The 22,976-nt window shown below is 71.3% G+C and carries 20 protein-coding genes; 14 read left to right on the top strand and 6 right to left on the bottom strand.

Going from position 1 to position 22,976, the window contains the following annotated elements:
• Positions 1–44 precede the first annotated feature (44 nt).
• Together ICC28_RS12285 and ICC28_RS12280 are read left to right on the top strand one after the other, a co-directional pair.
• Entirely contained in the window at positions 45–1,310 is a 1,266-nt protein-coding gene (locus tag ICC28_RS12285) for a glycosyltransferase family 4 protein (RefSeq protein WP_188288527.1), read from the top strand.
• The gene (locus ICC28_RS12280) at positions 1,307–2,158 is read left to right on the top strand and encodes a transferase (RefSeq protein ID WP_188288526.1); all 852 of its coding nucleotides are present in this window, start codon (positions 1,307–1,309) and stop codon (positions 2,156–2,158) included. The genes ICC28_RS12285 and ICC28_RS12280 overlap by 4 nt, the downstream gene beginning before the upstream one ends.
• A 36-nt stretch (positions 2,159–2,194) precedes the next feature.
• On the opposite strand, the gene ICC28_RS12275 is transcribed toward ICC28_RS12280, so the two are convergent.
• Entirely contained in the window at positions 2,195–2,518 is a 324-nt protein-coding gene (locus ICC28_RS12275; protein WP_188288525.1) for an antibiotic biosynthesis monooxygenase, read from the bottom strand.
• 322 nt (positions 2,519–2,840) lie between these two features.
• Between ICC28_RS12275 and ICC28_RS12270 the strand changes: the two genes are divergently transcribed.
• Positions 2,841–4,376, top strand: a complete 1,536-nt coding sequence (locus ICC28_RS12270; protein WP_282700538.1) for a fused MFS/spermidine synthase — start codon at positions 2,841–2,843, stop codon at positions 4,374–4,376.
• 35 nt (positions 4,377–4,411) lie between these two features.
• On the opposite strand, the gene ICC28_RS12265 is transcribed toward ICC28_RS12270, so the two are convergent.
• Both ICC28_RS12265 and ICC28_RS40475 read right to left on the bottom strand, forming a co-directional pair.
• Positions 4,412–4,840, bottom strand: a complete 429-nt coding sequence (locus ICC28_RS12265; RefSeq protein ID WP_188288523.1) for a VOC family protein — start codon at positions 4,838–4,840, stop codon at positions 4,412–4,414.
• 69 nt (positions 4,841–4,909) lie between these two features.
• Positions 4,910–5,299 (bottom strand): DUF4232 domain-containing protein, encoded by a 390-nt coding sequence (locus tag ICC28_RS40475; RefSeq protein ID WP_223188743.1) that lies wholly within the window; start codon positions 5,297–5,299, stop codon positions 4,910–4,912.
• 402 nt (positions 5,300–5,701) lie between these two features.
• On the opposite strand from ICC28_RS40475, the gene ICC28_RS12255 reads away from it, so the two are divergent.
• The 4 genes from ICC28_RS12255 to ICC28_RS12240 all read left to right on the top strand — a co-directional run bounded on the left by ICC28_RS12255 (position 5,702) and on the right by ICC28_RS12240 (position 9,981).
• Positions 5,702–6,493 (top strand): alpha/beta fold hydrolase, encoded by a 792-nt coding sequence (locus ICC28_RS12255; protein WP_317453999.1) that lies wholly within the window; start codon positions 5,702–5,704, stop codon positions 6,491–6,493.
• 333 nt (positions 6,494–6,826) lie between these two features.
• Complete coding sequence (locus ICC28_RS12250; protein ID WP_188288521.1) at positions 6,827–8,026, top strand: NAD(P)/FAD-dependent oxidoreductase; 1,200 nt, start codon at positions 6,827–6,829, stop codon at positions 8,024–8,026.
• 10 nt (positions 8,027–8,036) lie between these two features.
• Positions 8,037–8,993, top strand: a complete 957-nt coding sequence (locus ICC28_RS12245; RefSeq protein WP_188288520.1) for a sigma-70 family RNA polymerase sigma factor — start codon at positions 8,037–8,039, stop codon at positions 8,991–8,993.
• A gap of 688 nt (positions 8,994–9,681) precedes the next feature.
• Entirely contained in the window at positions 9,682–9,981 is a 300-nt protein-coding gene (locus tag ICC28_RS12240; RefSeq protein ID WP_223188742.1) for a hypothetical protein, read from the top strand.
• Between the two features lie 526 nt (positions 9,982–10,507).
• Here the strand turns inward: ICC28_RS12240 and ICC28_RS12235 are convergent.
• On the bottom strand, positions 10,508–11,524 hold the full coding sequence (locus tag ICC28_RS12235; RefSeq protein ID WP_188288519.1) for a LacI family DNA-binding transcriptional regulator: 1,017 nt from the start codon (positions 11,522–11,524) through the stop codon (positions 10,508–10,510).
• A gap of 303 nt (positions 11,525–11,827) precedes the next feature.
• On the opposite strand from ICC28_RS12235, the gene ICC28_RS12230 reads away from it, so the two are divergent.
• From ICC28_RS12230 to ICC28_RS12215, 4 genes are all read left to right on the top strand, one after another.
• Positions 11,828–13,141: an ABC transporter substrate-binding protein gene (locus tag ICC28_RS12230; protein ID WP_188288518.1), complete on the top strand. Its 1,314-nt coding sequence runs from the start codon at positions 11,828–11,830 to the stop codon at positions 13,139–13,141.
• A gap of 103 nt (positions 13,142–13,244) precedes the next feature.
• Positions 13,245–14,240, top strand: coding sequence for a carbohydrate ABC transporter permease (locus tag ICC28_RS12225; RefSeq protein WP_188288517.1), 996 nt, complete (start codon positions 13,245–13,247; stop codon positions 14,238–14,240).
• 12 nt (positions 14,241–14,252) lie between these two features.
• On the top strand, positions 14,253–15,176 hold the full coding sequence (locus tag ICC28_RS12220; protein WP_188288516.1) for a carbohydrate ABC transporter permease: 924 nt from the start codon (positions 14,253–14,255) through the stop codon (positions 15,174–15,176).
• Positions 15,177–15,224: 48 nt separating this feature from the next.
• Complete coding sequence (locus ICC28_RS12215; protein ID WP_188288515.1) at positions 15,225–16,667, top strand: GH1 family beta-glucosidase; 1,443 nt, start codon at positions 15,225–15,227, stop codon at positions 16,665–16,667.
• Between the two features lie 81 nt (positions 16,668–16,748).
• On the opposite strand, the gene ICC28_RS12210 is transcribed toward ICC28_RS12215, so the two are convergent.
• Positions 16,749–17,738, bottom strand: a complete 990-nt coding sequence (locus ICC28_RS12210; protein ID WP_317453998.1) for a Gfo/Idh/MocA family oxidoreductase — start codon at positions 17,736–17,738, stop codon at positions 16,749–16,751.
• Between the two features lie 1,706 nt (positions 17,739–19,444).
• Between ICC28_RS12210 and ICC28_RS12205 the strand changes: the two genes are divergently transcribed.
• The 3 genes from ICC28_RS12205 (at position 19,445) to ICC28_RS12195 (ending at position 21,730) form a co-directional block, all read left to right on the top strand.
• Positions 19,445–20,131: a GAF and ANTAR domain-containing protein gene (locus tag ICC28_RS12205; RefSeq protein WP_188288712.1), complete on the top strand. Its 687-nt coding sequence runs from the start codon at positions 19,445–19,447 to the stop codon at positions 20,129–20,131.
• 175 nt (positions 20,132–20,306) lie between these two features.
• Positions 20,307–20,483, top strand: coding sequence for a hypothetical protein (locus ICC28_RS12200; protein WP_188288514.1), 177 nt, complete (start codon positions 20,307–20,309; stop codon positions 20,481–20,483).
• Positions 20,484–20,998: 515 nt separating this feature from the next.
• Positions 20,999–21,730, top strand: coding sequence for a dienelactone hydrolase family protein (locus tag ICC28_RS12195; protein ID WP_188288513.1), 732 nt, complete (start codon positions 20,999–21,001; stop codon positions 21,728–21,730).
• Between the two features lie 125 nt (positions 21,731–21,855).
• On the opposite strand, the gene ICC28_RS12190 is transcribed toward ICC28_RS12195, so the two are convergent.
• Positions 21,856–22,974 carry a fatty acid desaturase family protein gene (locus tag ICC28_RS12190; protein ID WP_188288512.1) on the bottom strand — a complete coding sequence of 373 codons (1,119 nt, stop codon included), beginning with the start codon at positions 22,972–22,974 and terminating at the stop codon, positions 21,856–21,858.
• Between the last annotated feature and the right edge of the window lie 2 nt (positions 22,975–22,976).

The raw sequence follows: 22,976 nt of genomic DNA, 5'->3' as shown, positions 1-22,976 counted from the left end.
TAACGGAAGGCAACGGCATGGGGACGGGTGCGGTCTAGTCCGCTATGAAGATCTCTTTCCTGCTGCACAACGCCTACGGCATCGGCGGCACGATCACCACGACCTTCAACCTGGCCCAGGCGCTGGCCGAGCGGCACGAGGTGGAGATCGTCTCCGTGCTGCGCCACCGGGAGCACCCCAACTTCGCCCTGGACCCGAAGGTCTCCCTGCGACCACTGGTGGACCTGCGGAAGGAGAAGGAACATCCGCTCCACCTCAGACCGGCGAAGGTCTTCCCGGCCGCCGAATACCGGTACCAGCAGTACAGCGAGCTCACCGACCAGAGGATCGGCGAGTGTCTGGAGACGATCGACGCCGACGTCGTCATCGGCACCCGCCCCGGCCTCAACGTGCACCTGGCGCTGCAGGCCCCGCAGCACGTCGTCCGCATGGGACAGGAGCACCTCACCCTCGACAACCACTCACCGGGGCTGCGCACCGCCCTGCGCCGGGCCTACCGGCGGCTCGACGTGCTCACCACGGTCACGGAGGCGGACGCCGCCGCCTACCGGCGCAAGATGCGGCTGCCCGGCGTCCGCGTGGAGGCCCTTCCCAACAGCGTCCCCGACCCCGTGCTGCCGGCCGCTGACGGCCGTGCGAAGGCGGTGATCGCGGCCGGCCGACTGGTTCCGGTGAAACGTTACGACCTGCTCATCGAGGCATTCGCCCCGGTCGCCGCCGCCCACCCGGACTGGCAGCTGCGGATCTACGGCAAGGGAGAGGAACACGACCGCCTGCGCCGCCTCGTCCAGAGCCTGGACCTGTGCAACAACGTCTTCCTGATGGGCGCGGCCGCCCCGATGGAGGCGGAGTGGGTCAAGGGCTCGATCGGCGCGGCCACTTCCAACTTCGAGCCGTTCGGCATGACCATCGTCGAGGCCATGCGCTGCGGACTCCCTGTGGTGAGCACCGACTGCCCGTACGGACCCGGCGAGATCATCAAGGAGGGCGTCGACGGGCGCCTGGTACCGGTCGGCGACCGCGAAGCACTGGCCAACGCCCTGCTGGACCTCGTCCGCGACGACGAGCTGCGCCGACGGATGGGCCGCACCGCCCTGGAGAACGCGCGCCGCTTCGCCCCGGCCCCCGTCGTGGCCCAGGCCGAACGCCTGATCGGCGAAGCCCTCTCGGCGAGAAGGACCGGACAGCCGGCCACACCGGAACGCGACCGCATGGACCGCGCCCTGATCAGCCATGGCTTCGCCGCCCGAGACGCCGCCTACGCCGCGGCCGCCACCGCACTGCGCACCGTACGAAGGGGACAGCGATGAACCAGCAGCCGGCCACGACCACCACGGCCACCACACCCGCCGCACAACTGCGCACCCACTGCACGACCGACGCGGACGGCCGGATCACCTTCCACCTCCCCGCACTCGAGACCCCCGACCGCGAGTCGGCCCAACTGCTGCTGCGACTGCGCCCCAAGAAGGGCCGGCCCGAGGACACCCTCCTCCACCTGCCCGTCGAAACCGCCGCCGACGGCGGCCGACGCGCGGTCCTGGAGCCCCGGCCCGCCCTCGCGGAGGGACGGTGGGACCTGTACCTGATCCCCGCACCGGGAGCGCCACGCCAGCGCCTGCGCCCAGGACTCCGAGACCTGCGCGCCCTGGTCGACGGACACACCCGCGACCGGCCGTCGCCGGTGGCGGTACGCATCCCGTACGCCACCAAGGACGGCTACCTGGCGATACGGACCTGGCGGCGCACCGCCCATGCCGAGGTCGAGGCCCTCGACGTGACGTCCACGTCGATGACGGTCAGGGCACGCCTGCACGGCGCCACCCTGTCGGCGGAATCCGCCGTACGCCTGCGTGCGCGCGGTGCCGACGGCGCCGTACGGCACCAGGAACCACAGGCCGACGGATCGGGCCGGTCCTTCTCCTTCACCGTGGACTTCGCGGAGCTGACCGCCACCGGCAGCACCGTCTGGGACCTCAGCGTCCGCACGCACCCGGCCGGGCAAGCCGCACCCATCCGGATCGGCCGCCTGCTGGACGACATCGCGGACCGCAAGGAGATCTTCGTCTACCCGTCCGCCACGGTCGGCGGCGCCACCGTACGCCCCTACTACACGGTCGACAACGACCTCTCCGTGGAGGTGACAGCCGCTCCCTGACGCTCGCGCACCGTCCCGGCGACGGCACGCTGCCGGCTACCGGGGCTGCTCGCGACGGTCGAGCACCTCGTAGTGCGCGGACTGCTCGTCGAAGTCCGGGAGCACCGCCCGGGCGGCCGCCGGCACGTGGGCCGTCTCGTAGTCCTCGCCCATGAACGCCCGTACGGAGTCCAGGGCGTCGAACCACATCAGGGTCATGAACTCGACGTCCTCCGCCCGGTCGCGTCGTACCAGGTCGATCGAGAGGAAGCCCGGGATGCGCCGCGCCTCGATCCCGGGAACGACCTGCCCGCGGACGATGCGCTCGTATGCGTCGGCGTTCTCCTTGGTGCTCCAGCCCCGCCACACACGACAGATCATGCGCCGAGCGCAGGCGCGCCGCCGCAGCCGGACAAGGGTCGGCAGGGAGGTGGGGGACAGGCGGTCCGGGCGGGGACTTCTCGTGGGCGTCGGGCGAGGGGAAGGGACACCGTCACGCAGCGCGCCTGCCCGGGCAGAGACAGCGAAAGTGCGGCGCACGGGGCGCCCCCGCCCCGGCAGTCCGGGTCCCGCGGCGCCCCCCGGTTCGCCCGGCAGGGGACCGTCCGGAACACGGGAGCGAAGGCCCGTCGAGCCGACGGCGCGGGACCGGCACACGTCTCAACTCCTGTGCGCGGGCAAGCCACATGGAAGGATGCCGTGCGTGACCGGATTGTCTTCGTCGCCCGTCGCCGGGGGCACGCCTCGCGGCCAGGGCCTGGGTTCCCGCACGGCCGCCGTGCTCGTGTTCGTCTCCTCGTCCGCGGTCCTGGTGGTCGAGATCGTCGCCCTGCGGCTGCTGGCTCCCTACCTGGGCCTGACCCTGGAGACCAGCACCATGGTGATCGGCATCGCCCTCACCGCGATCGCCGCGGGCTCCTGGCTGGGCGGGCGCATCGCCGACCAGGTCAGCCCACGCCGCCTCCTCGGCCCCGCGCTCGGACTGTCGGGGGCGGTCGTGGCGCTGACCCCCGCGGTGCTGCGCACCACGGCGGAGTGGGCGCCGGCGGCCCTCTTCCTGATCGCGGGCTTGACCATCCTCGTGCCGGGCGCGCTGCTCTCCGCGGTGACGCCGATCGTGACCAAGCTGCGTCTCACCAGCCTCGCGGAGACCGGAACGGTGGTCGGCCGCCTGTCCGGCGTAGGAACCGTCGGCGCCATCTTCGGCACCGTCCTCACCGGCTTCGTCCTCGTCTCACGGTTCCCGGTCAGCGGCATCCTGATCGGACTCGGGATCGTCCTCGTGATCGGCTCGGCACTGGTGGAGTGGCGGACGCGCGGATGGACCGGCACTCCCGCGCTCACCCTCGTGATCGTCGCCGGCGGCCTCGCCACCACCGTCGCACCCGGCGGCTGCGACGCGGAGACCCGGTACCACTGCGCAACGGTCGTCGCGGACCCCGACCGCGACAGCGGCCGCACCCTCGTCCTGGACGGCCTGCGGCACTCCTACGTCGACCTCGACGACCCGACCTTCCTGAAGTTCACGTACGTCCGCGCCCTCGCGTCGGCCGTCGACACCGCCTTCCCCGAAGGCGACCCCCTCGCCGCCTACCACCTCGGCGGCGGCGGGCTCACGTTCCCCCGCTACCTCGCGGCCACCCGGCCCGGCACACGCAGCCTCGTGTCCGAGATCGACAGCGGAGTCGTCCGCGTCAACCACGACCACCTCGGCCTCGGACCACAGCCTGGCATCGACGTACGCACCGAGGACGGCAGGCTCGGCCTGCGGCGCCTGGACACCGACAGCCGCAATCTCGTCGTGGGCGACGCCTTCGGAGGCGTCAGCGTGCCCTGGCACCTCACCACCGAGGAAGCGATGACGGACGTACGGCGAGTGCTCACCCCGGACGGCCTCTACGCCGCCAACCTCATCGACCACGGCACCCTGGCCTTCGCCCGTGCCGAAGTCGCCACCCTCAGCAAGACCTTCGAGCACGTCGCCGTTCTCGGCGACCCCGCCGACATCGGCCTCGACCCGACCACCACCCCCGAGGGCGGCAATCTCGTGGTGCTCGCCGCCGACCGTCCCCTCGACCTGCCCGCAATCCAGGAAGCGCTGAACTCCCGCGACACCGGCTGGAGGATCGCCACCGGCGACGACCTCACCTCCTGGATCGGCGAAGCCCAACTCCTCACCGACGACTACGCCCCCGTGGACCAGCTCCTCCAGCCCTACAGCCCACGAAGCGGCCACTGACCGGACCCGGAACACCCACCGGCCTCGGCCGAGGCTCAGTCGAGACAGAACTCGTTGCCCTCGACGTCCTGCATCACGATGCACGCGTCATGACCGTCGTACAGCGTCTCCACGTGCACCGCGCCGAGCGGAGCCAGTCGCGCACGCTCGGCCTCAAGAGCGGCGAGCCGCTCTTCCCCCACGAGCCCGGTGGCCACGCGCACATCCAGATGCACCCGATTCTTGACGACCTTCCCCTCGGGCACGCGCTGGAAGAACAACCGCGGCCCGACCCCCGAGGGATCGCTGCACGCGAACCACGCCCCCCGCTTCTCGGGCGGCTGCGCACTCCAGTAGGCGTCCCAGGTGGCAAAACCCTCGGGCGGCGACGGCACGACGTATCCCAACACCTCGCACCAGAAGCGAGCGACGCGCTCCGGTTCCGCGCAGTCGAAGGTGACCTGGAACTTCTTGATCGACGACATCCGCGCACCCTAGCAAGTGAGTTGAAGGGACCACACACCCCTTTTTGCCGCGCACGGACGGGAACGGCCTCAGTAGGTGAGGGCGTCCTCGGCGGAGCCGAAGAAGCTGGTGACCCGGCCGTCGTTGACCGTGACGGGGCCGCCGTCGATCAGCACGGTCGCCGGGCTCTCGGCCGCGCTGAGGGCGACTTCGACCTTGTCCGTGCTCCTGCCGCCCGCGGTGTCGGCGCGCGCGAACATGATCCCCGCGTAGGCCTTCTCACCGGCCTTCAGGATCCAGTCCCTGCCCTCGGGTCCCATGTGCTCGGCGGCCCCGTCGAGCTCCGGAATCGTGATCACCAACTCGTCGGCGGCGAGCAGACACGGCTCGGCGCCCTTGTTGGTGGCGGTCAGCAGCGCATGGTTGACAGGTCCGGACGCGACGGTGACGTCGTAGGCCAGGTCGGTCGTCTCACACATGCCCACGCCTGCGTCCTGCCCGTCCGCGGAACCGGGCTCCGAGGGCGCGCCGCTTCCCGTGTCGACCGGGGATGCGCTCGTGGGGGAGGAGGACGGGCCGGCCGCGGTACCGGGGGCAGCCGCGTCCGGCTCCCCGCCCCCGTTGCAGGCGGTCAGCGCCGGCACGCCGAGCGAGAGAGCCACGAGCGCGGCAGCGGTACGACGAGAACGAGCGGTGTGAGCCATGAGAAGTCCCCCGGAAGTCGGAATGTCCCGGCGATCGTGCCCCACCGAGTCCCCGCCGCAGCCCGCAGGCACGGACAGAGATCCGTCTCCGAACAGCCCTGTGACACTGTGACAGGGAAGCAGGGGCAGGGACACGCCAGGCCTGTTGGCGGACTCACGACCGGGACGGGGACGACGGTGACGACTGACGGCGGAAAGCAGATGGCCGACGTGGCGGGCGACCCGCCCGCGGCGAGGCCGCTCACGGTGGTGCGCCGGGGCAGCGGTCCGGAGGTGCTGCTCGTCCACGGCGGCGCCGGGCCCACGGCGACCTGGCAGGGCCTGGCCCCGTTGAGCACGCGCTGGACACTGGCGTTCGTGCACCGCCGCGGCTTCGCGCCCAGCCCGCCCCCACCGGCAGGCCGCCAGGACTACGAGGTCGACGCCGACGACCTCGCGCCTCTCCTGGACGATCGCCCCCACGTCGTCGCGCACTCCTACGGAGCCTTGGGCGCCGTCATCGCGGCCGCGCGCAGACCCGACCGGGTCCGGTCGCTGACCCTGATAGAGCCGCCCTTCTTCCTGGCGCCCGACGATCCCGAGGTGACCCGCTTCCGACGCCTGAGCGACGCCGCGCTCACCCAGGGCCTGGACGCCGAACCGGCCGTGCTGCGCGAGTTCCTGCGCATCACCGGCGCCCCGGTACCGCAGGAGGGACCCCTGCCCGAAGCGGTCGTGCGCGGGGTACGCCGCGCCCACAAGTGCCGGCCACCCGCCGAAGCGAACCTGCGACTCGACGTCCTCCGGCACGCCGACGTCCCCGCCCTCGTGGCGTCCGGCCGACACACGACCGCGGTCGAGCGCATGTGCGACGCCACCGCCGAACAACTCCACGCCCAGCGACTCGTCGCACCCGGCGCAGGCCACTTCGTAGCCGCGGCGCCCGGATTCGCCGAACAACTCGACCGCTTCCTCGACGCCCGGAGCTGACCGCACTCACCGGCTCGGGCCCCGGCCCGGAAGCGGTGTGCCGCTTCCGGGGCCCTACCGGAGACTGCCCGGCACCGTCCCCGCGACGTCACCGGGGAGCTCTCGGTCAAAAGAGCGTGCCGCCCGTCATGCCGACCGCCGCTCCCGCACGGCGAGCAACGGGATTCCGCATGATCCCGGGGACCGGGGACCGGGGACCGGTGCCGCGGGCGCCGCAGACCACCCCCCTGCCGCATGTGACCCACATCACAGTCAATCCCTGTCAGGGATCGTCGGCCTGCTCCGCTCAAGTCACCGAAGGAGCCAAGCGAACCGACCGACAGGAGCAACGCCATGAAGCACCGCATCGTCGTCCTCGGCGCCGGTTACGCCGGGGCCTACGCAGCCGGCACCCTGGCCCGCCGCCTGTCCCCGGCGGACACCGAGATCACCGTGGTCAATGCCGTGCCCGAGTTCGTCCAGCGGATGCGGCTGCACCAGTTCGCGGCCGGCCGCGAGATCGAGGCCCCCCGCCTGACCGAGGTCTTCGCCGGTACGGCGATCAGGGTGCGCGTCGCCCGGGTCACCGCCATCGACCCGGACCAGCAGATCGTGCGCGTGGCCGACGCGGGCGGTGGCGGTGAACTCGCCTACGACACACTGCTGTACGCGCTGGGCAGCCACGTCGCCGACCACGGCGTCCCCGGCGTGCTCGACCACGCCTTCGACGTCACCGGCCGGCCCTCGGCGCTCCGCTTGCGCAAGCGCCTGGACGCCCTGGAGAAGCGGGGAGGCGGGACCGTACTGGTCGTCGGCGACGGGCTGACCGGCATCGAGACGGCCACCGAGATCGCCGAGGCCCGTCCCGGCCTGTCGGTGACGCTGATCGCCCGCGGCGAACTGGGCGCCCGCCTCTCCGCCGGAGCCCGTGACCACCTGCACCGGGCCTGCGACCGCCTCGGCATCACCGTCCTGGAGCACACCACCGTCGAGGCCGTCGAAGCGACTCAGGTGCGGTGCGCCGACGGCACCGCCCTGGCGTCCGACGCGACCGTGTGGGCGGCAGGGTTCTGCGTGAACCCCATCGCCGCGGCCGGCGGCCTTGAGGTCACCGACGACGGCCGGATCGTCGTCGACCGCACCATGCGCTCGGTCTCCCACCCGACCGTGCACGCGGCCGGCGACAGCGCCTACGCGATCGGCGACAACGGCCAGCCGCTGCCGATGTCCTGCGCATCCGCCGGCTACACCGGCAAGCAGGCCATCGAGGCGATCGTCGGACACCTGACCGGTCGCAAGACCACGCACACCAAGCTGGCCTACCCGGGCAACCACATCAGTCTCGGACGCCGCGACGCGATCCTGCAGATGGTCGACTCCGACACGCGGGCCAAGCCGAAGTACCTCGGCGGCCGCACGGCCGCGCGCATCAAGGCGGGCATCCTGGCCACCTCGCTGTGGGCCACCGCGCATCCCACCTTCGGCCTGCCCAAGCGCAGGCACCACCTGGCCGCAGCACCGACTGCCCCTGCCGAGACGGAAGTTGCCGCTTAGGGTGACCGGCATGGACAGCACCGCCATCGACCGTTTCGACACCGACCGGTTCGAGGCCGGCCGCAGCCGGCTGGCCTCGCTGGCCTACCGTCTGCTGGGCTCGGCGACCGATGCCGAGGACGCCGTACAGGATGCGTTCCTGCACTGGCAGGCCGCCGACCGGCAGCTCATCAAAGTGCCGGAAGCATGGCTGACCAAGGTCGTCACCAACCTGTGCCTCGACCGGCTCCGGTCCGCCCAGGTCCGCCGCGAACGCGCCGCCGGCGCCTGGCTGCCCGAACCGCTCCTGGACGGCGACCCGATGCTCGGCCCGGCCGACACCTTCGCCCAGCGTGAATCGGTCTCGCTGGCCGTGCTGACCCTCATGGAACGTCTCTCTCCCCTGGAGCGGGCCGTCTACGTCCTGCGCGAAGCGTTCTCCTACCCGCACGCCGAGATCGCCGAGATCCTCGACATCACCGAGTCCGCAAGCCAGCAGCACCTGCACCGGGCCCGGCACCGCGTCACCGCCGCCCGCCGCCGTGGCGGCAGCGAGATCGACCCGGCCTCCGCCCGCAGGATCATCGAGGAGTTCCTCGCCGCCGCGACCTCCGGCCGCACCGAACGCCTGGTCGCGCTGCTCACCGACGACGCCACCGCCGTCTCCGACGGCGCCGGCCTGAGCGCGAAGCTGCTGCAGTACGACACCCCGCAGCGCATCGCCGCCATCGCACGGGCCGGCTTCAGGCCCACGGACGCCAAGCGGCGCCTCGCCGGCGGCACGCCCGCCATGCACTACGCCGTCCTCAACGGCGCCCCGGCCATCCTCGCCGTGGTGGGCGGCCACGTCGTCGGCTCCGTGACCTTCGACCTCACCGCCGGCAAGATCGCCACCGTCCGCGGCATCGCCGCCCCCGCCCGGCTGACCCGCCTCAACGAAGCCTGGCGACAGCACGAACCCGACACGCCGCTCATCGCCCAGTGGTGACACGACGCCGGCAACACGGACGGGCAGGGCGGCCGCCGCACTGACCAGCGGTCACATGGCCGCCCGTCCCGCGCCTGCCGCCCGGTCCGCACCCCGTCATGCGCTGCCGGATGGCGCTTCGTGAGCCTCGGCAGGGCGGCGGAGGTGCTGCGGTACGGGGGCGCGGTCGCTGGTGGGCGCCCCTGCGGTACGGGGGCGCGGCGGCTGGGGGCGCCCCGTGGATCAACGGGTTGCCCCGGGACAGGAAGAGCAGTTCGTGGGCGAGCGCCTGGTGTGGGCCAGGGCGCTGCCCACAGCCTGCCGCACCCGGCCGGGGAGACCCGCCGGCCAACCCCTCTCGCCCCGCACGTGCGGAGGCTTCCGGCACTCCCGCGCCGGTACCGGAAGGAAGCCGCGCATGAGCGCAGGGCCAACTGCCCGGCCCGTCGAACCGTCCTGCGCGGACGGCACGTCGTGCCTCACTCCGGCCGGGACCGGCCCCGTCCGAACGGTGCCCGCTGTCCGCTCGCGATCCGACTCCCCGAGCGCGCGGAGGCCTTCACGGACCCCGGTACGCATCCACGCGCTCTGCCCGGGACGCCCCGGGGGTGGAACGATCCCGGTGCCGGTACCGGTTCGGAACACCATCGGCCCCCGGCCGGCAGGCCCGGGGACCACGCACACCACACAGAGGATCAGGGGGCTGGACATGGCAGTGGTGATGTCGATGCACTGGTCGGGAGTCACACCGGAGCAGTACGACGCGGTGCGGGACGCGGCCGGCTGGGAGGAGACCCCGGCGCCCGGTGGCCAGATACACGTGGCCTGGTTCGACGGGCAGGGCCTCCACGTGACCGACGTATGGGAGTCCGAGCAGGCCTTCGAGACCTTCTTCACCGAACGACTGGCAGCCGCGCTCGAGAAGGCAGGCATCACCGGAACCCCGGAGACCACCTTCAGCCCGCTGCACCGGCGCTTCGTCGCGCCCGGCGTCAGCGGCGTCGCCTAGGAGCGCTGCTGTCTCCTCCTGGGAGGTGTCCGCTCGTCTGCCCGGTCCCGGTGGGGCGGGGCAGACGAGCGGACCGCGTCGGTCCTGGCCGCGGTCCGGCACGGGCGGAGAGTGATTGTCGCCCTTGCTGATCCCGACCGCGGGAGTGAACTCCGGTCAGGCCGGTGTGCGCGGCCGCTGTACGGTACCCCGGCCGCGAACGCGGTTGCCCCGCTCCCGCCCTGGGCGCGCGGCGTGCTCGGCCTTGCGCGGCCCGCCCTGGTGGAGGACCTCGCGGTACGTCCCGCCGGTCTGCTGCTGACCCGCGCCGTCCGGTGGGCCATGGCCCCGGTCCGGCGATCGGATCAGGGCTGAGGCGCCAGGGGTGTCACCCGCGTCGGGTGACCGTGGTTGCGCTGCGGCTGCTTCACCGCGGCGGCCCTGCTGTCCGACAAGACGTACGCCAGGCCCGGGTTGCAGGGCGTTCGACCGCGCGACCCCCGTCTCCCTGCCGGAGACGCCGGGTTCGGGCTGTGCGCAACCTCGATCAGGACGACTCACGCACCACCAGTTCCGTCGGCAGTGTCAACTGCCGTGGACCGGAGGCGGCATCGGTGATCTCGTCGAGGAGGATCGCGGCCATGGTCCGGCCCAGTTCCTCGACCGGTTGCCGGACCGTGGTCAGCGGTGGGTTGGTGTGGCGGGCGAGCACGGAGTCCTCGAAGCCGACGACCGCGACGTCGCCCGGCACCTGCCGTCCCTGACGGCGCAGTTCGCTCAGGGCGCTGACGGCCATCAGGTCGGACGCCGCGAAGACGGCGTCCAGATCCGGTGCACGTTCAAGAAGCGAACGCATGGCCCGGCGTCCGCCTTCCTCGGTGAAGTCGCCCACCTCGACCAGGTGTTCGTCGGCCACGACCCCCGCCTCCTCGTGGGCGGCGCGCCAGCCGGCGAGGCGGCCGCGACCGACGTCCATGTCCAGCGCGCCGGTGATGGTGGCGATGCGGCGCCGGCCGCTGCCCAGCAGATACCGGACGGCGGCCGCGGCGCCCCCGGCGTTGTCGGAGGTGACATAGCTCAGCGGCTCGTTCTCGTCGCGCCGGCCCGCCAGTACCGTGGGCAGGCCCATCTCCATGAGGATGCCGGGCAGTTGGTCGTGGGCGTGGACCGAGACGAGCAGCACGCCGTCGACCCGGCGGGTCGCCACCGACTCGGTCAGCTGGTCCCGTTCGGCCTGGTCGCGGACGAGCATCAGCTGGAGCTGCGTGCGGGTTTCGGAGAGCGCGCCGCTCACTCCGCGGATCAGGGCGGCGAAGAAGGGTTCCGAGCCGAGCCGGCTCTCCGACTCGGGGATCACCAGGGCCACCGCGTTGGTGCGGTTGGTGACCAGTCCGCGGGCCACCGAGTTGGGGACGTAGTCCAGCTCCTTGATCGCGGCCAGGACCCGGGCCCGTGCGTCGGCGCTGACGAGTTCGGAGCCGTTGATGACGCGGGAGACCGTGGTCCGACCCACCCCCGCGCGGGCGGCGACCGTCTTGATCGTGGGACGGCGGTTCCCTGTCATGTGCTCCTCCCGGCAACGGTCGCGCGGCACCGGCCGCGGACCTGACCAGCGGCAATTGTGGCAGACGCGGGGAGGGGCACAGCACTCCCGCCGAGGTCACGAAGCGAACACCGGACCCGGCCGCCGCGCACGAATTGTTTTCAAGTTATTGACATAGCCGATCCCTGCCACGAGTCTTCCATCCACTGGTGGGCACGTTCCCACCCGTCGGTGGGAACGTGCCCACCGACATTTCACCCACCCCGTAGGCATCACGGAACCCGCTGCTCCGGTGCGCCGGCGCCGTCGCTTGGAGGAAGAAACATGGCAACTGTCAGAAGGTCATCACGGACCGGAGCGCTCGCGGCCGTCGCGGCCACCGGCGCGCTCGCGCTCGTCGTCGGCTGCGGCGGCAGCGACGACTCCGTCACCGGCGGCGGCAAGAAGGACGGCAAGGTCGTCATCACCGTGGGCCTGTACGGAGTGATGGGCTTCAAGGAGACGGGCCTGCTGGAGCAGTACGAGAAGGAGAACCCGGGCGTCGAGATCAAGGCCGAGGTGGCCGGTGACGAGCAGACGTACTACACCGCGCTGCAGACCCGGCTCGCGGCCGGCAAGGGCCTGAAGGACATCCAGGGCATCGAGATCGGCCGGGCGAAGGAGATCGTCGACACCCAGGCCGACAAGTTCGCGGACTTCTCCGACGTGCCGGGCACCGACCACTTCCTGCCCTGGAAGCAGTCCCAGATCACCACCGAGGACGGCAAGGTCCTGGGCCTCGGCACCGACATCGGCCCGATGGCGGTCTGCTACCGCAAGGACTACTTCGAGCAGGCCGGCCTGCCCACCGACCGCGACGAGGTCGCCAAGCTGTGGGAGGGCGACTGGAAGAAGTACGTCGAGGTCGGCCGCACCTTCAAGAAGGACTTCAAGGGCGGCGACGTGGCGTTCATGGACGCCGCCAGCGGCCTGTTCAACGCCATGGTCTTCGGCTACCCCGAGCAGTACTACAACGCCCAGGGCGAGCTGATCTACGACAAGAACCCGGCCGTCAAGGAGGCCTGGAACCTCGCCGTGGACGCCGCCGAGGACGGACTGACCGCCAAGCTCCGCCAGTTCCAGCCCGGTTGGGACCCCGGCCTGGCCAACGGCACGTTCGCCACGGCCGTCTGCCCGGCCTGGATGCTCGGCCACATCGGTGAGAAGGCCGGCGAGGCGAACAAGGGCAAGTGGGACGTCGCCAAGGCCCCCAAGGGCGCCAACTGGGGCGGCTCCTTCCTCGGCGTGATGGAGCAGAGCCCAGTGAAGGAGGAGGCGAAGAAGCTCGCCGCCTGGCTGACCGCGCCGGAGCAGCAGGCCCACATCTTCAAGAAGCAGGGCAGCGTCCCGTCCTCGCAGAAGGCACTGGAGAGCCCCGAGGTCAAGGACATCACCTCGGAGTACTTCGGCAACGCCCCGATAGGCGAGATCTTCGGCGCCGCCGCCCAGGAGATCCCGGACAAGCAGGTCCTCGGCCGCAAGGACGGCACGATCAAGGACACCTTCTCCCAGGGCCTGACCCTGATCGAGCAGCAGGGCACCGCACGCGACGAGGCGTGGGAGACCACCGCGGAGCGCATCGAGAAGGCGGTCGGCTGACCCCTCGGTCCCTCGACCGCTCCGGCCGACCGGGCCCGTCCGTCTCCGACGGCGGGCGGGCCCGGGCCCCGGCCCCCTCATCCGCTCTCAGGAAGGAAGTCCGGTGGCCACCTCCACCACCAAGGCCCAGGCCGGCGAGGGCCGTCGGGGTCCGTCTCCGCACCCCGGCGGCGAAGGCGCCGGACGGCGCCGCGGCGCGCTGCTGCACCGCCTCGACCTCAAGGGCGCGCCCTACGCCTTCGTCGCCCCGTTCTTCGTCGTGTTCGCCGCGTTCAGCTTCTACCCCCTCGTCTACACCTCCTGGATCTCCCTGCACCGGGTGGAGCTCGCCACCCTGGACGTCATGGAGTGGGTGGCGTTCGACAACTACGTCGACCTGTGGAACGACGACCGCTTCTGGAACGCGCTGGCCAACACCATCACCATCGGTGTCATCTCCACGGTGCCGCAGCTTCTGATGGCACTCGGTCTGGCGCACCTGCTCAACTACCGCATGCGCGGCTCGCTCTTCTTCCGGGTCGCCTCGCTCGTCCCGTACGCCACCTCGGTCGGTGCCGCGGCCCTCGTCTTCACCATGCTCTTCGAGCGCGACTTCGGCATGATCAACTGGGCGTTCGGCGCGATCGGCCTCGACCCGGTGAACTGGGAGGCCGACAAGTGGCCCGCCCAGATCGCCATCTCCACGATCGTCATCTGGCGGTGGACCGGCTACAACGCGCTGCTCTACCTCGCCGCCATGCAGGCCGTCCCCGCCGACCGGTACGAGGCCGCCGCCCTCGACGGCGCCTCCCGCTGGAAGCAGTTCACGCACGTCACCGTGCCGGGGATCCGCTCCACCATCGTCTTCACCATCGTGCTCTCCACCATCGGCGCGACCCAGCTGTTCGGCGAGCCACTGATCTTCGGCCAGGGCCCCAACGGGGTCACGGGCGGCGCCGACAACCAGTACCAGACGCTGGGCCTGCTGCTGTACGAGGAGGGCTGGAAGAACTACCAGATGGGCCGCTCGGCGACCGTCGCCTGGGCGATGTTCCTGCTGCTCGTCGTCGTCTTCGTGGCGCAGCGCCTCATCAAGCGCCTGCGCGCCCGTACGTCCTGACCTGGAGTCGTCATGACCACAGAAAGCCTCCCGGTCCGGACGGACGCCCCCGCCCGGACCCCCGTCACCAAGCCCGCCGCCCGCCGCGGCCTGGGTGTGTTCCGGCCCGGCGCCGGCCGCCAGCACCACGCGGGCCCGCTCGCCTACGTCCTGCTCGGTATCGTCGCCATCCTGTCGATCTTCCCGCTGTACTGGACGATGGTGGCGGCCTCGACCGACAACACCCGTGTCAGCCAGACGCCGCCGCCGTTCCTGCCCGGACCGAACCTGTTCAGCAACCTGGCCCGCGCCTGGGACGAGGCGGCCATGGGCAAGGCCATGGTCAACAGCACGATCGTGGCCGGAGTGATCGCCCTGTCCACGGTGATGTTCGCGACCCTCGCCGGCTTCGCCTTCGCCAAACTGCGCTTCAAGGGCCGCAACGTCCTGCTCATGCTGGTGATCGGCACGATGATGGTGCCGCCCCAACTCGGCGTCGTGCCGCTGTTCATGATGATGTCCGAGCTGGGCTGGTCGCAGCAGCTGCCCGCCGTCATCTTCCCCACCCTGGTGAGCGCCGTCGGGGTGTTCTTCATGCGGCAGTACCTCAGCGAGGCGCTGCCCGACGAACTCGTCGAGGCCGGCCGGGTGGACGGCGCGCACTCGCTGCGGATCTTCTGGAGCATCGTGCTGCCCGTCGCACGGCCCGCGATGGCGGTCCTCTTCATGATCACTTTCGTGCACGCCTGGAACGACTTCTTCTGGCCGTTCGTGGTGCTCGACATGAGCAACCCGACCGTCCCCGTCGCCCTCACCCAGCTCAGCGCCGGATACGTCCGCGACCAGTCCCTGATCATGGCGGGCGCCCTCCTCGGCACGCTCCCGCTGCTGGCGATGTTCATCGTCTTCGGCCGGCAGATCGTCAGCGGCATCATGGCGGGCGCGGTCAAGGGCTGACCCCCGCCCCCACTCCCACCGATACACCCTCTTTCCGAAAGGACACACGTGGTCACCGCAGCACGACAGCAGACCGCGTCCGCCCCGGACGCCTCCCGCACCTTCCCGAAGGGCTTCCTCTGGGGCACCGCAACCGCCTCCTACCAGATCGAGGGGGCCGCCGGAGAGGACGGCCGGACCCCGTCCATCTGGGACACCTACGCCCGCACCCCGGGCCGGGTCCGCAACGGCGACACCGGGGACATCGCCACCGACCACTACCACCGCTGGCGCGAGGACGTCGCCCTCATGGCCGAACTCGGCGTCGGCGCCTACCGCTTCTCCCTCGCCTGGCCCCGCATCCAGCCCACCGGCCGCGGCCCCGCCGTGCAGAAGGGCCTGGACTTCTACCGGCGTCTCGTCGACGACCTGCTCGACAAGGGCATCCAGCCCGTCGCCACCCTCTACCACTGGGACCTGCCCCAGGAACTGGAGGACGCCGGCGGCTGGCCCGAACGCGCCACCGCCGAGCGGTTCGCCGAGTACGCCTCACTGGCCGCCGAAGCCCTCGGTGACCGCGTGCGCACCTGGACCACCCTCAACGAACCCTGGTGCAGCGCCTTCCTCGGCTACGGCTCGGGAGTGCACGCCCCCGGCCGCACCGACCCGGTCGCCGCGCTGCGCGCCGCCCACCACCTCAACCTCGGCCACGGCCTGGCCGTACAGGCGCTGCGCGACCGGCTCCGTGCCGACGCCCAGGTGTCGGTCACCCTCAACATCCACCACGTACGCCCCCTCACCGCGACCGGGGCCGACACCGACGCCGCCCGCCGGATCGACGCCCTGGCCAACCGGGTCTTCACCGGACCCATGCTGCGCGGCGCCTACCCGGAGGACCTGTTCAAGGACACCGCCACGGTGACCGACTGGTCCTTCGTGCGGGACGGCGACCTGGCGACGGCCCACCAGCCGCTGGACTTCCTCGGCGTGAACTACTACTCGCCCACGCTCGTCTCGCACTCCGACGGCAGCGGCACCCACACCTCCGACGGGCACGGCCGCAGCGACTTCAGCCCGTGGCCGGGCGCCGACACCGTCGCCTTCCACCAGAGCCCGGGCGAGACCACCGCCATGGGCTGGGCCATCGACCCGAGCGGCCTGTACGAGCTGCTGCGCCGGCTGTCCTCCGACTTCCCCGAACTGCCCCTGGTCATCACCGAGAACGGCGCGGCGTTCGACGACTACGCCGACCCCGAGGGCAACGTCAACGACCCGGGCCGGATCGCCTATGTGCGCGACCACCTGGCCGCCGTGCACGACGCCCTGCGCGACGGCTCCGACGTACGCGGGTACTTCCTGTGGTCGCTGCTGGACAACTTCGAGTGGGCGCACGGATACAGCAAGCGCTTCGGCACCGTCTACGTCGACTACCCGACCGGGCGGCGCATCCCCAAGGCGAGCGCCCGCTGGTACTCCCAGGTGGCGCGCACCGGAGTCCTGCCCGGCGCCTGACCCACGCCCGGGGCGCCGTTCTCCGGCCCCCTGCCGCGTTCCGCAGCCCGTCCTCCGGCCCGGGGGACGGGCTCGCGCGCGTCACTCGCCGGGGTAGCGCACTCCGATCCGTTCACGCACCTGGTCCAGGGTGTCCATCACGGCCAGGGTGTGGGCCGGAGGCAGCAGCGGTGACGCCGTCAGGCCCGCCCGCAGACAGCGCATCACCTCTCTGGCCTGGTGCCCGTAGCCGTGTCCTTCCTGCGGCGCGGCGGTCACGGCCCGGGGCTCGTGCCCGTCGCGGTGCAGGACGAAGGACGGGGGATTGAAGAAGTCGGCCGGTATCTCGATGCGGCCGGTGGTGCCGTACACCGTCGCCCGGTGCTCGTCCTGCGCGAGCAGCGAGCACGTCAGTACGGCCATAGCGCCGTCCCGGTAGCCGAACAGCATGCCCGTCTGCTCGTCGACACCCCGCGGCGACAGCCGGGCGTGGGCGGTGACCGTCTCGGGAGCGCCGAGGAGCAGGTGGGCGAAGGACACCGCGTAGGTGCCCAGGTCCAGCAGGGCGCCGCCGCCCGCCGCCGGGTCCCACAGGCGGTGTTCCGGGGGCGCGTCCACGCGGATGCCGAAGTCGGCGTGCAGGGCGCGGACCTGCCCGATGGCGCCCTCGGCCACCAGCTCCGCGATGCGCAGTACGGCCGGGTTGACGCACGTCCACATCGCCTCCATCACGAACAGGCCCTGCTTCTCGGCCAGTTCGGTCAGCATGCGGGCCTGTCGGCCGCTGAGGGCGAAGGGCTTCTCGCACAGCACCGGCTTGCCGGCCTCCAGGCAGGCCGTCGCGGCCGCCACATGCTGGGCGTGGGGGGTGGCCACGTAGACGACGTCGACCTCCGCATCGGCGGCCAGCTCCCGCCAGCTGCCGTGCGCACGGGGGATACCGAACCGTGCCGCGAACGTTCGCGCGGCCTCCGCCGACCGGGATCCGACCGCGGTGACCCGCGCGTCCGGCAACCGCAGCAGATCCTCGGTGAAGGCGGCGGCCATGCCCCCGGTCGCCAGGACACCCCAACGCAAGGGCTCTTGTGTCACGTGCTTCTCCTGTTCAGCGGTGCTCGCGGTACGTCCCGCACTCTATGGGTACGTTCCCATGGCGTGGGCGACGCGGTCGGATGCGGCACGGGCATGCGGGGATCGCGGGAACGCGGGAACGCGGGAATGCCCCGCAGGAGAGCGCCGGCCCAGTGGTACGGGCCGCAGCTCCCGGCACTCCGAGCGCGCGACGCCGGCCGAGCCGCTGGTGCAGGACCACCACAGCGAGCACCGCAGGATGGGTGGGGCCGGCAAGGCGGGGACCACGACGACGACGGCATCGGCCGTCGAGCCGCGAGCGGACAGGGGCGCAGTGCCGGAGCGGCGCCTGCTCCGACGATCAGCCCGCCGCCCATCCCCCGTTGCCCGCCGCCCATCACCCATCACCCGTTGCCCGTCGCCGCTGCCCGCCGCCCGCTGCGAGGCGGCCGAAGAACTCGGCGTCACGCTCGGCACCTGTGCCTGGTCGCCCCACCATGAGGGCCCCGCGACCGAATACCAGGACCTGCTCACGCCGCCGGACAGCGTGTGGGATTCCCTCGCCCGTGACGTGGGCTTCCCGAGTGGGCCCGATGTTCCCGAAGGCCCACCTCGCCCGGCATACGCCGACTCCGCCCGCCGACCGGTGTTCCGTCGGCTGCGCCGGTACGGCCTCGTGCGGACGGCCCCGGCCACGACGGACGGCACACGACGCGACTCCCTGCCGTCGGCGTCGGCGGGTTGAGGCCGTCCGAGCGACACCGGTGGCCGCCGCATGCTCGACATCAGGCACCGCGGACGGCACAGCAGCCGTCGGACGGGGTGCTTCCGGCGGCTGCTGTGCGGTCTTGCTTCGGCCGAGGAGCCGACACCCGTCATCCACCTCGCGTCACGGGACGCGATTGCGCCGGCAGTGCAACGGTGGCCTGCTGGGCCTGCGGGCGCCCCACAGGCCGCGGCCTCACGGGGGAAGAAGTCTTCGACCTGCTGCCCCGCCACTCCCAGGTAGACAGCCTCGCAGTCCGCGAAGGCGCCCGCTGCGCCCGCGCACAGGACACCGTGCCCTGGCCCCGGTGACGGCGCCCCCCGGCTCCCTGCTGAACCGGAGGGGCCTGAGCCGGGTCGGCCCCCCGGGGAATACCGCCGGACCCGGCCTGCGGACCAAGTCCCCTCGACGGACACCTCAACACCTTTGCGCCCTGGGCAGCAGGGCCCAGGTCTGCGGGCCGCGCCGTCGACGTACGGGAGCACGAGGGAGGAGAACAGCGCGGCAAACGCCCCACACGCGGCGATCAGGCAGCCCGCGAGGCGTGATCGGCAAGCAGAGCACCCTCCGGGCCAGGGCCGATGTCCCGGGTGCGGTGTGCGGCAGCGCGCTGTGGCCGACCGGGGCGAAGCGCGGCGGCAGACCGCCACGGAAACCGGGCTTCTTGCGCCGGGATGCGCGGTCAGCCGTGTCGGGGACGGCGCAGACCGTGCCGCGCGCACAGGCCGGCACGTGATCACCGGGCTCGGCAGAGACTCTGTTCAAGGGCCCTCGTGCCCGGAACGGACGAGCCGCCCCGGGCGCCCGCGGCAGGTGTGCACGCTGTGAGCGATAGTGGGGAGCAAGGGCTTCCACAGGTGTGGTGGCGGCCGGACCCGGCGGTGACGGGCGGTTCGGCGATAGGGTGGCCACACAGGCATCGAGACAGGCGGTGGCCGTGGAGTGGCGGGAATTCGCCGAGATGATGGCCCAGCTCGCCCGGGACCTGCTGTCGCAGGATTCGGTGCAGGAGACGCTGGACGAGATCGCGCAGGCGGCGGTGCGACTGGTGGCTGGCTGCGACGCGGCCGGGATCCTGGCGGTGCGCAAAGGCCGGGCGGTCACGCTGTCGTCCTGCGGGAACTTGGTCGAGGCGTCCGACCGCCTGCAGGGCGAGCTGAACGAAGGTCCTTGCTTCGACCTCGCGCGCCGCTCGAAGGACGCACAGAGCGAGCGCGTTTTCCGGATCGCGGACATGACACAGCCGCAGACGGGTTGGCCGCGGTTCGCAGCCGCGGCCCGCGGGCTGGGGATCGGCAGCATGACCGGCGTGCTCCTCTACACCCATGACGAGGACTTCGGCGCGCTGAATCTCTACGCTCGCCGTCCCGGCGCATTCGATCAGGACATCGAGACCGCCGCCTGGCTGCTGGCCTCGCACGCCGCCGTCGCCCTTGCGGACGCCCGCACCATCGATCAGCTCGAGGACGCCATGAAGACCCGGCACGCCATTGGTGAGGCGATGGGCATCCTGATGGAACGTCACAAGCTCAGCGAGGACGAGGCCTTCAACGTGCTGCGCCGCATCTCTCAGCAGCACAACGTCAAGCTGCGGGACATCGCCCAGCGAGTCCGTACCGACCACACAGGCCGCACCGACCGGGGCTGATCATCCAACCTCCCCCTCCCGGAACCGCGCCGGTCCGCTCCTGGCCCACGGCCGCGGCCCGCCGCCGCCACGAGGTGGTGAACACAGTTTGTCGGCCGCCGACTGTGTGGTCCGGCGCCTGCGGGGCATTCGCACGGCACACGTCCGACGAGTTCCGACTCGAAGGGGGACAGCCATGCTGGCCATCATCTCCGCAGTACTGTTCTTCATCGCCTTCCTGATCAACGCCGCCGACATCTCCACCAATGACGCCTTCAGCTCGACCAACGTGATGCTTCTCGGGCTGACCGCGCTCGCCCTGCACGTCGCGGGCGTCGGCGGCGGCTGGTCGCTCGGTGGCCGCAGACGCTGACGCCGACGTCGCCCGGCCCACAGGTGCCCGTGAGGAGCGTGCGCGACCTGGCCGGCACGAGCCGCCCGGATTTGCTCAAGCGCCAGATGCTCGGCTGTTCGGCCGGGCCGGCTTCGCTCTCCTGCGGAAGAGGGGTCTTCTGGCCATCTGACCACAGCTGGTCGCAGGGTGACGGGGACGAGAGAAGAACACGACATCGTCCTCCCCGCCGCCTACCGGCAGTTCCTCACGCAGATCGGCGGCTCAGGCAGTGACGTCGTTTCTCGGGTTGGCCGGCAGGCTCCCGCCGACGTGATGATCACCGGATGCCGAGCGTCCAGTGCCGCATCGGCCAGGGTGTGCCCTGCCCGGATCCCCATCCGGACCCGGCGGAGGCCGTCGTGATACGTTCCTGCCGCCGTGCGCTGCTGCGATCCGAGGAGGTGAGACCCATCAACGCTGTGACAGGTCGGGCCTCCCTCCCTCGCATGGCCCGGGGAGTGCCCGCGGAGGCATTCCGAAAGGCTTGAAACGCTATGCGCTTCCTCTCCGAGACGTCGTCCGACGGCGTCCGCGAACAGCTCTTCACCCTCGGTGGGATTCCCGGGGTCCTGTGGACACCCGAAGGTGCCGTCGACGCTCGTCCCCTTGTCCTGATGGGGCACGGTGGCGGTCAGCACAAGAAGGCCCCCGACATCCTGGCCCGTGCACGCCGCTTCGTGACAGAGCTCGGCTTCGCGGCCGTGGCGGTCGACGTGCCCGCCCACGGCGACCGGCCGAAGGTCGAGGAGTACGACCGGATCGCGACCGAGAACCAGGCTCGCATCGAGGCCGGTGAAGAGCCGGCTCCGCTGATCGCCGGTTTCCAGGCCCTGGTGGCCCGCCAGACCGTACCGGAATGGCAGGCGGTCCTGGACGCAGTCCAGCGGCTCGGCCATGTCGGCGCTGGTCCGGTGGGCTACTGGGGGGTGTCGTTGGGGTGTGGCCTTGGCGTTCCGTTCGTCGCTGCCGAGCCCCGAATCCGCGCGGCGGTACTGGGGTTGGGTGGGGCGTCGGCATCGGCCGAGGCTGCCGCGCGGATCACCGTCCCGGTGGAGTTCTTGGTGCAGTGGGACGACGAGCGGGTGCCGCGAGCGCAGAGCCTGGCGCTGTTCGACGCCTTGGCCTCGGCCGAGAAGACGCTGCACGCCAACCCCGGCAAGCACGCGGAGATCCCGACGTTCGAGCTGGACAGCACGCTGAGGTTCTTCTCCCGGCACCTCGGCTGATCCCCGCCGCCCGCGCCCGTGGCGCGCCGATCAAGTTGGTCTTCCGATCGGCGCGTTCACGGAAACCGGTCGACGTGGCCTGCGACCGACCCCGGCCGGGGTGCGCTGCCGCGGCGGCTGCCCGATCAGGCGGCGAGGATCTGCGGCTCGCGGTCCGGTGTGTTGACCTTGGTCTTCCTGTTCGGCAAGGAGAGCCGGAAGACCTTGCCCCACGCGGAGAGCACCTGCTTGGGCAGCGGGCCGGTGACGTACTCCAGCTCGTACTTCTCGAACAGCGCGCGCACCTTCACCGCGACCTCGGCGTAGCGGTTGCTCGGCAGGTCGGGGAACAGGTGGTGCTCGATCTGGTGCGAGAGGTTGCCGGTCATGAAGTGCATGGCCTTGCTGCCGCTGATGTTCGCCGAACCCATCATCTGGCGCAGGTACCACTCGCCGCGCGTCTCGCCCTTGATGGACCGGCGCTCGAAGACCTGCACGCCCTCCGGGAAGTGCCCGCACATGATCACGGAGTGGGACCACAGGTTGCGGACCACGTTCGCGGTGAACGTGGCGGCGAGCGTGGGGAGGAACGACGGCCCCGACAGCAGCGGGTGGATCACGTAGTCCTTGAGCACCTGCTTGCGGATCTTGCGGCCCACGGCCTTGGCGCGCGCGCGGAACTCCGGGTTCTTGCGCCGCCGCTTGTGCAGGTTCTTGCCGAGCTCCAGGTCGTAGGCCGCGATGCCGTACTCGAAGAAGCAGGCGTTGATGAAGTTCCACAGTGGCTGCCCCAGGTGGAACGGGTGCCACTTCTGGTCCTCGTCGACGCGCATGATGCCGTAGCCGAGGTCGTTGTCCTTGCCGATCACGTTGGTGTACGTGTGGTGCAGCTCGTTGTGCGAGTGCTTCCACTGGTCGGCCGGCGAGACGTGATCCCACTCCCAGGTGGTGGAGTGGATCTTCGGGTCGCGCATCCAGTCCCACTGTCCGTGCAGGACGTTGTGGCCGATCTCCATGTTGTCCATGATCTTCGCCACGGACAGCCCGGCGGTGCCGATCACCCACGCGGGCGGGAAGATCGAGAACAGCAGCACGCCCCTGCTGGCCAGTTCGAGCCTGCGCTGCGCCGCGATGACCTTACGGATGTAGGCGGCGTCCTTCTCGCCGCGACTGGCGAGCACCTCGTCGCGAATCGCGTCCAGCTCGCGGCCGAGTTCCTCGATCTGCTCTGCGGTCAGGTGGGCGGTGGGGTCGATGGCTGTCAAAG

It is taken from the genome of Streptomyces sp. TRM68416 (assembly GCF_014596915.1).
Lineage (GTDB): Bacteria > Actinomycetota > Actinomycetes > Streptomycetales > Streptomycetaceae > Streptomyces.
The sequence above is the reverse complement of the archived record's forward strand: the minus strand, read 5'-3'. Positions and strand labels throughout refer to the sequence as shown.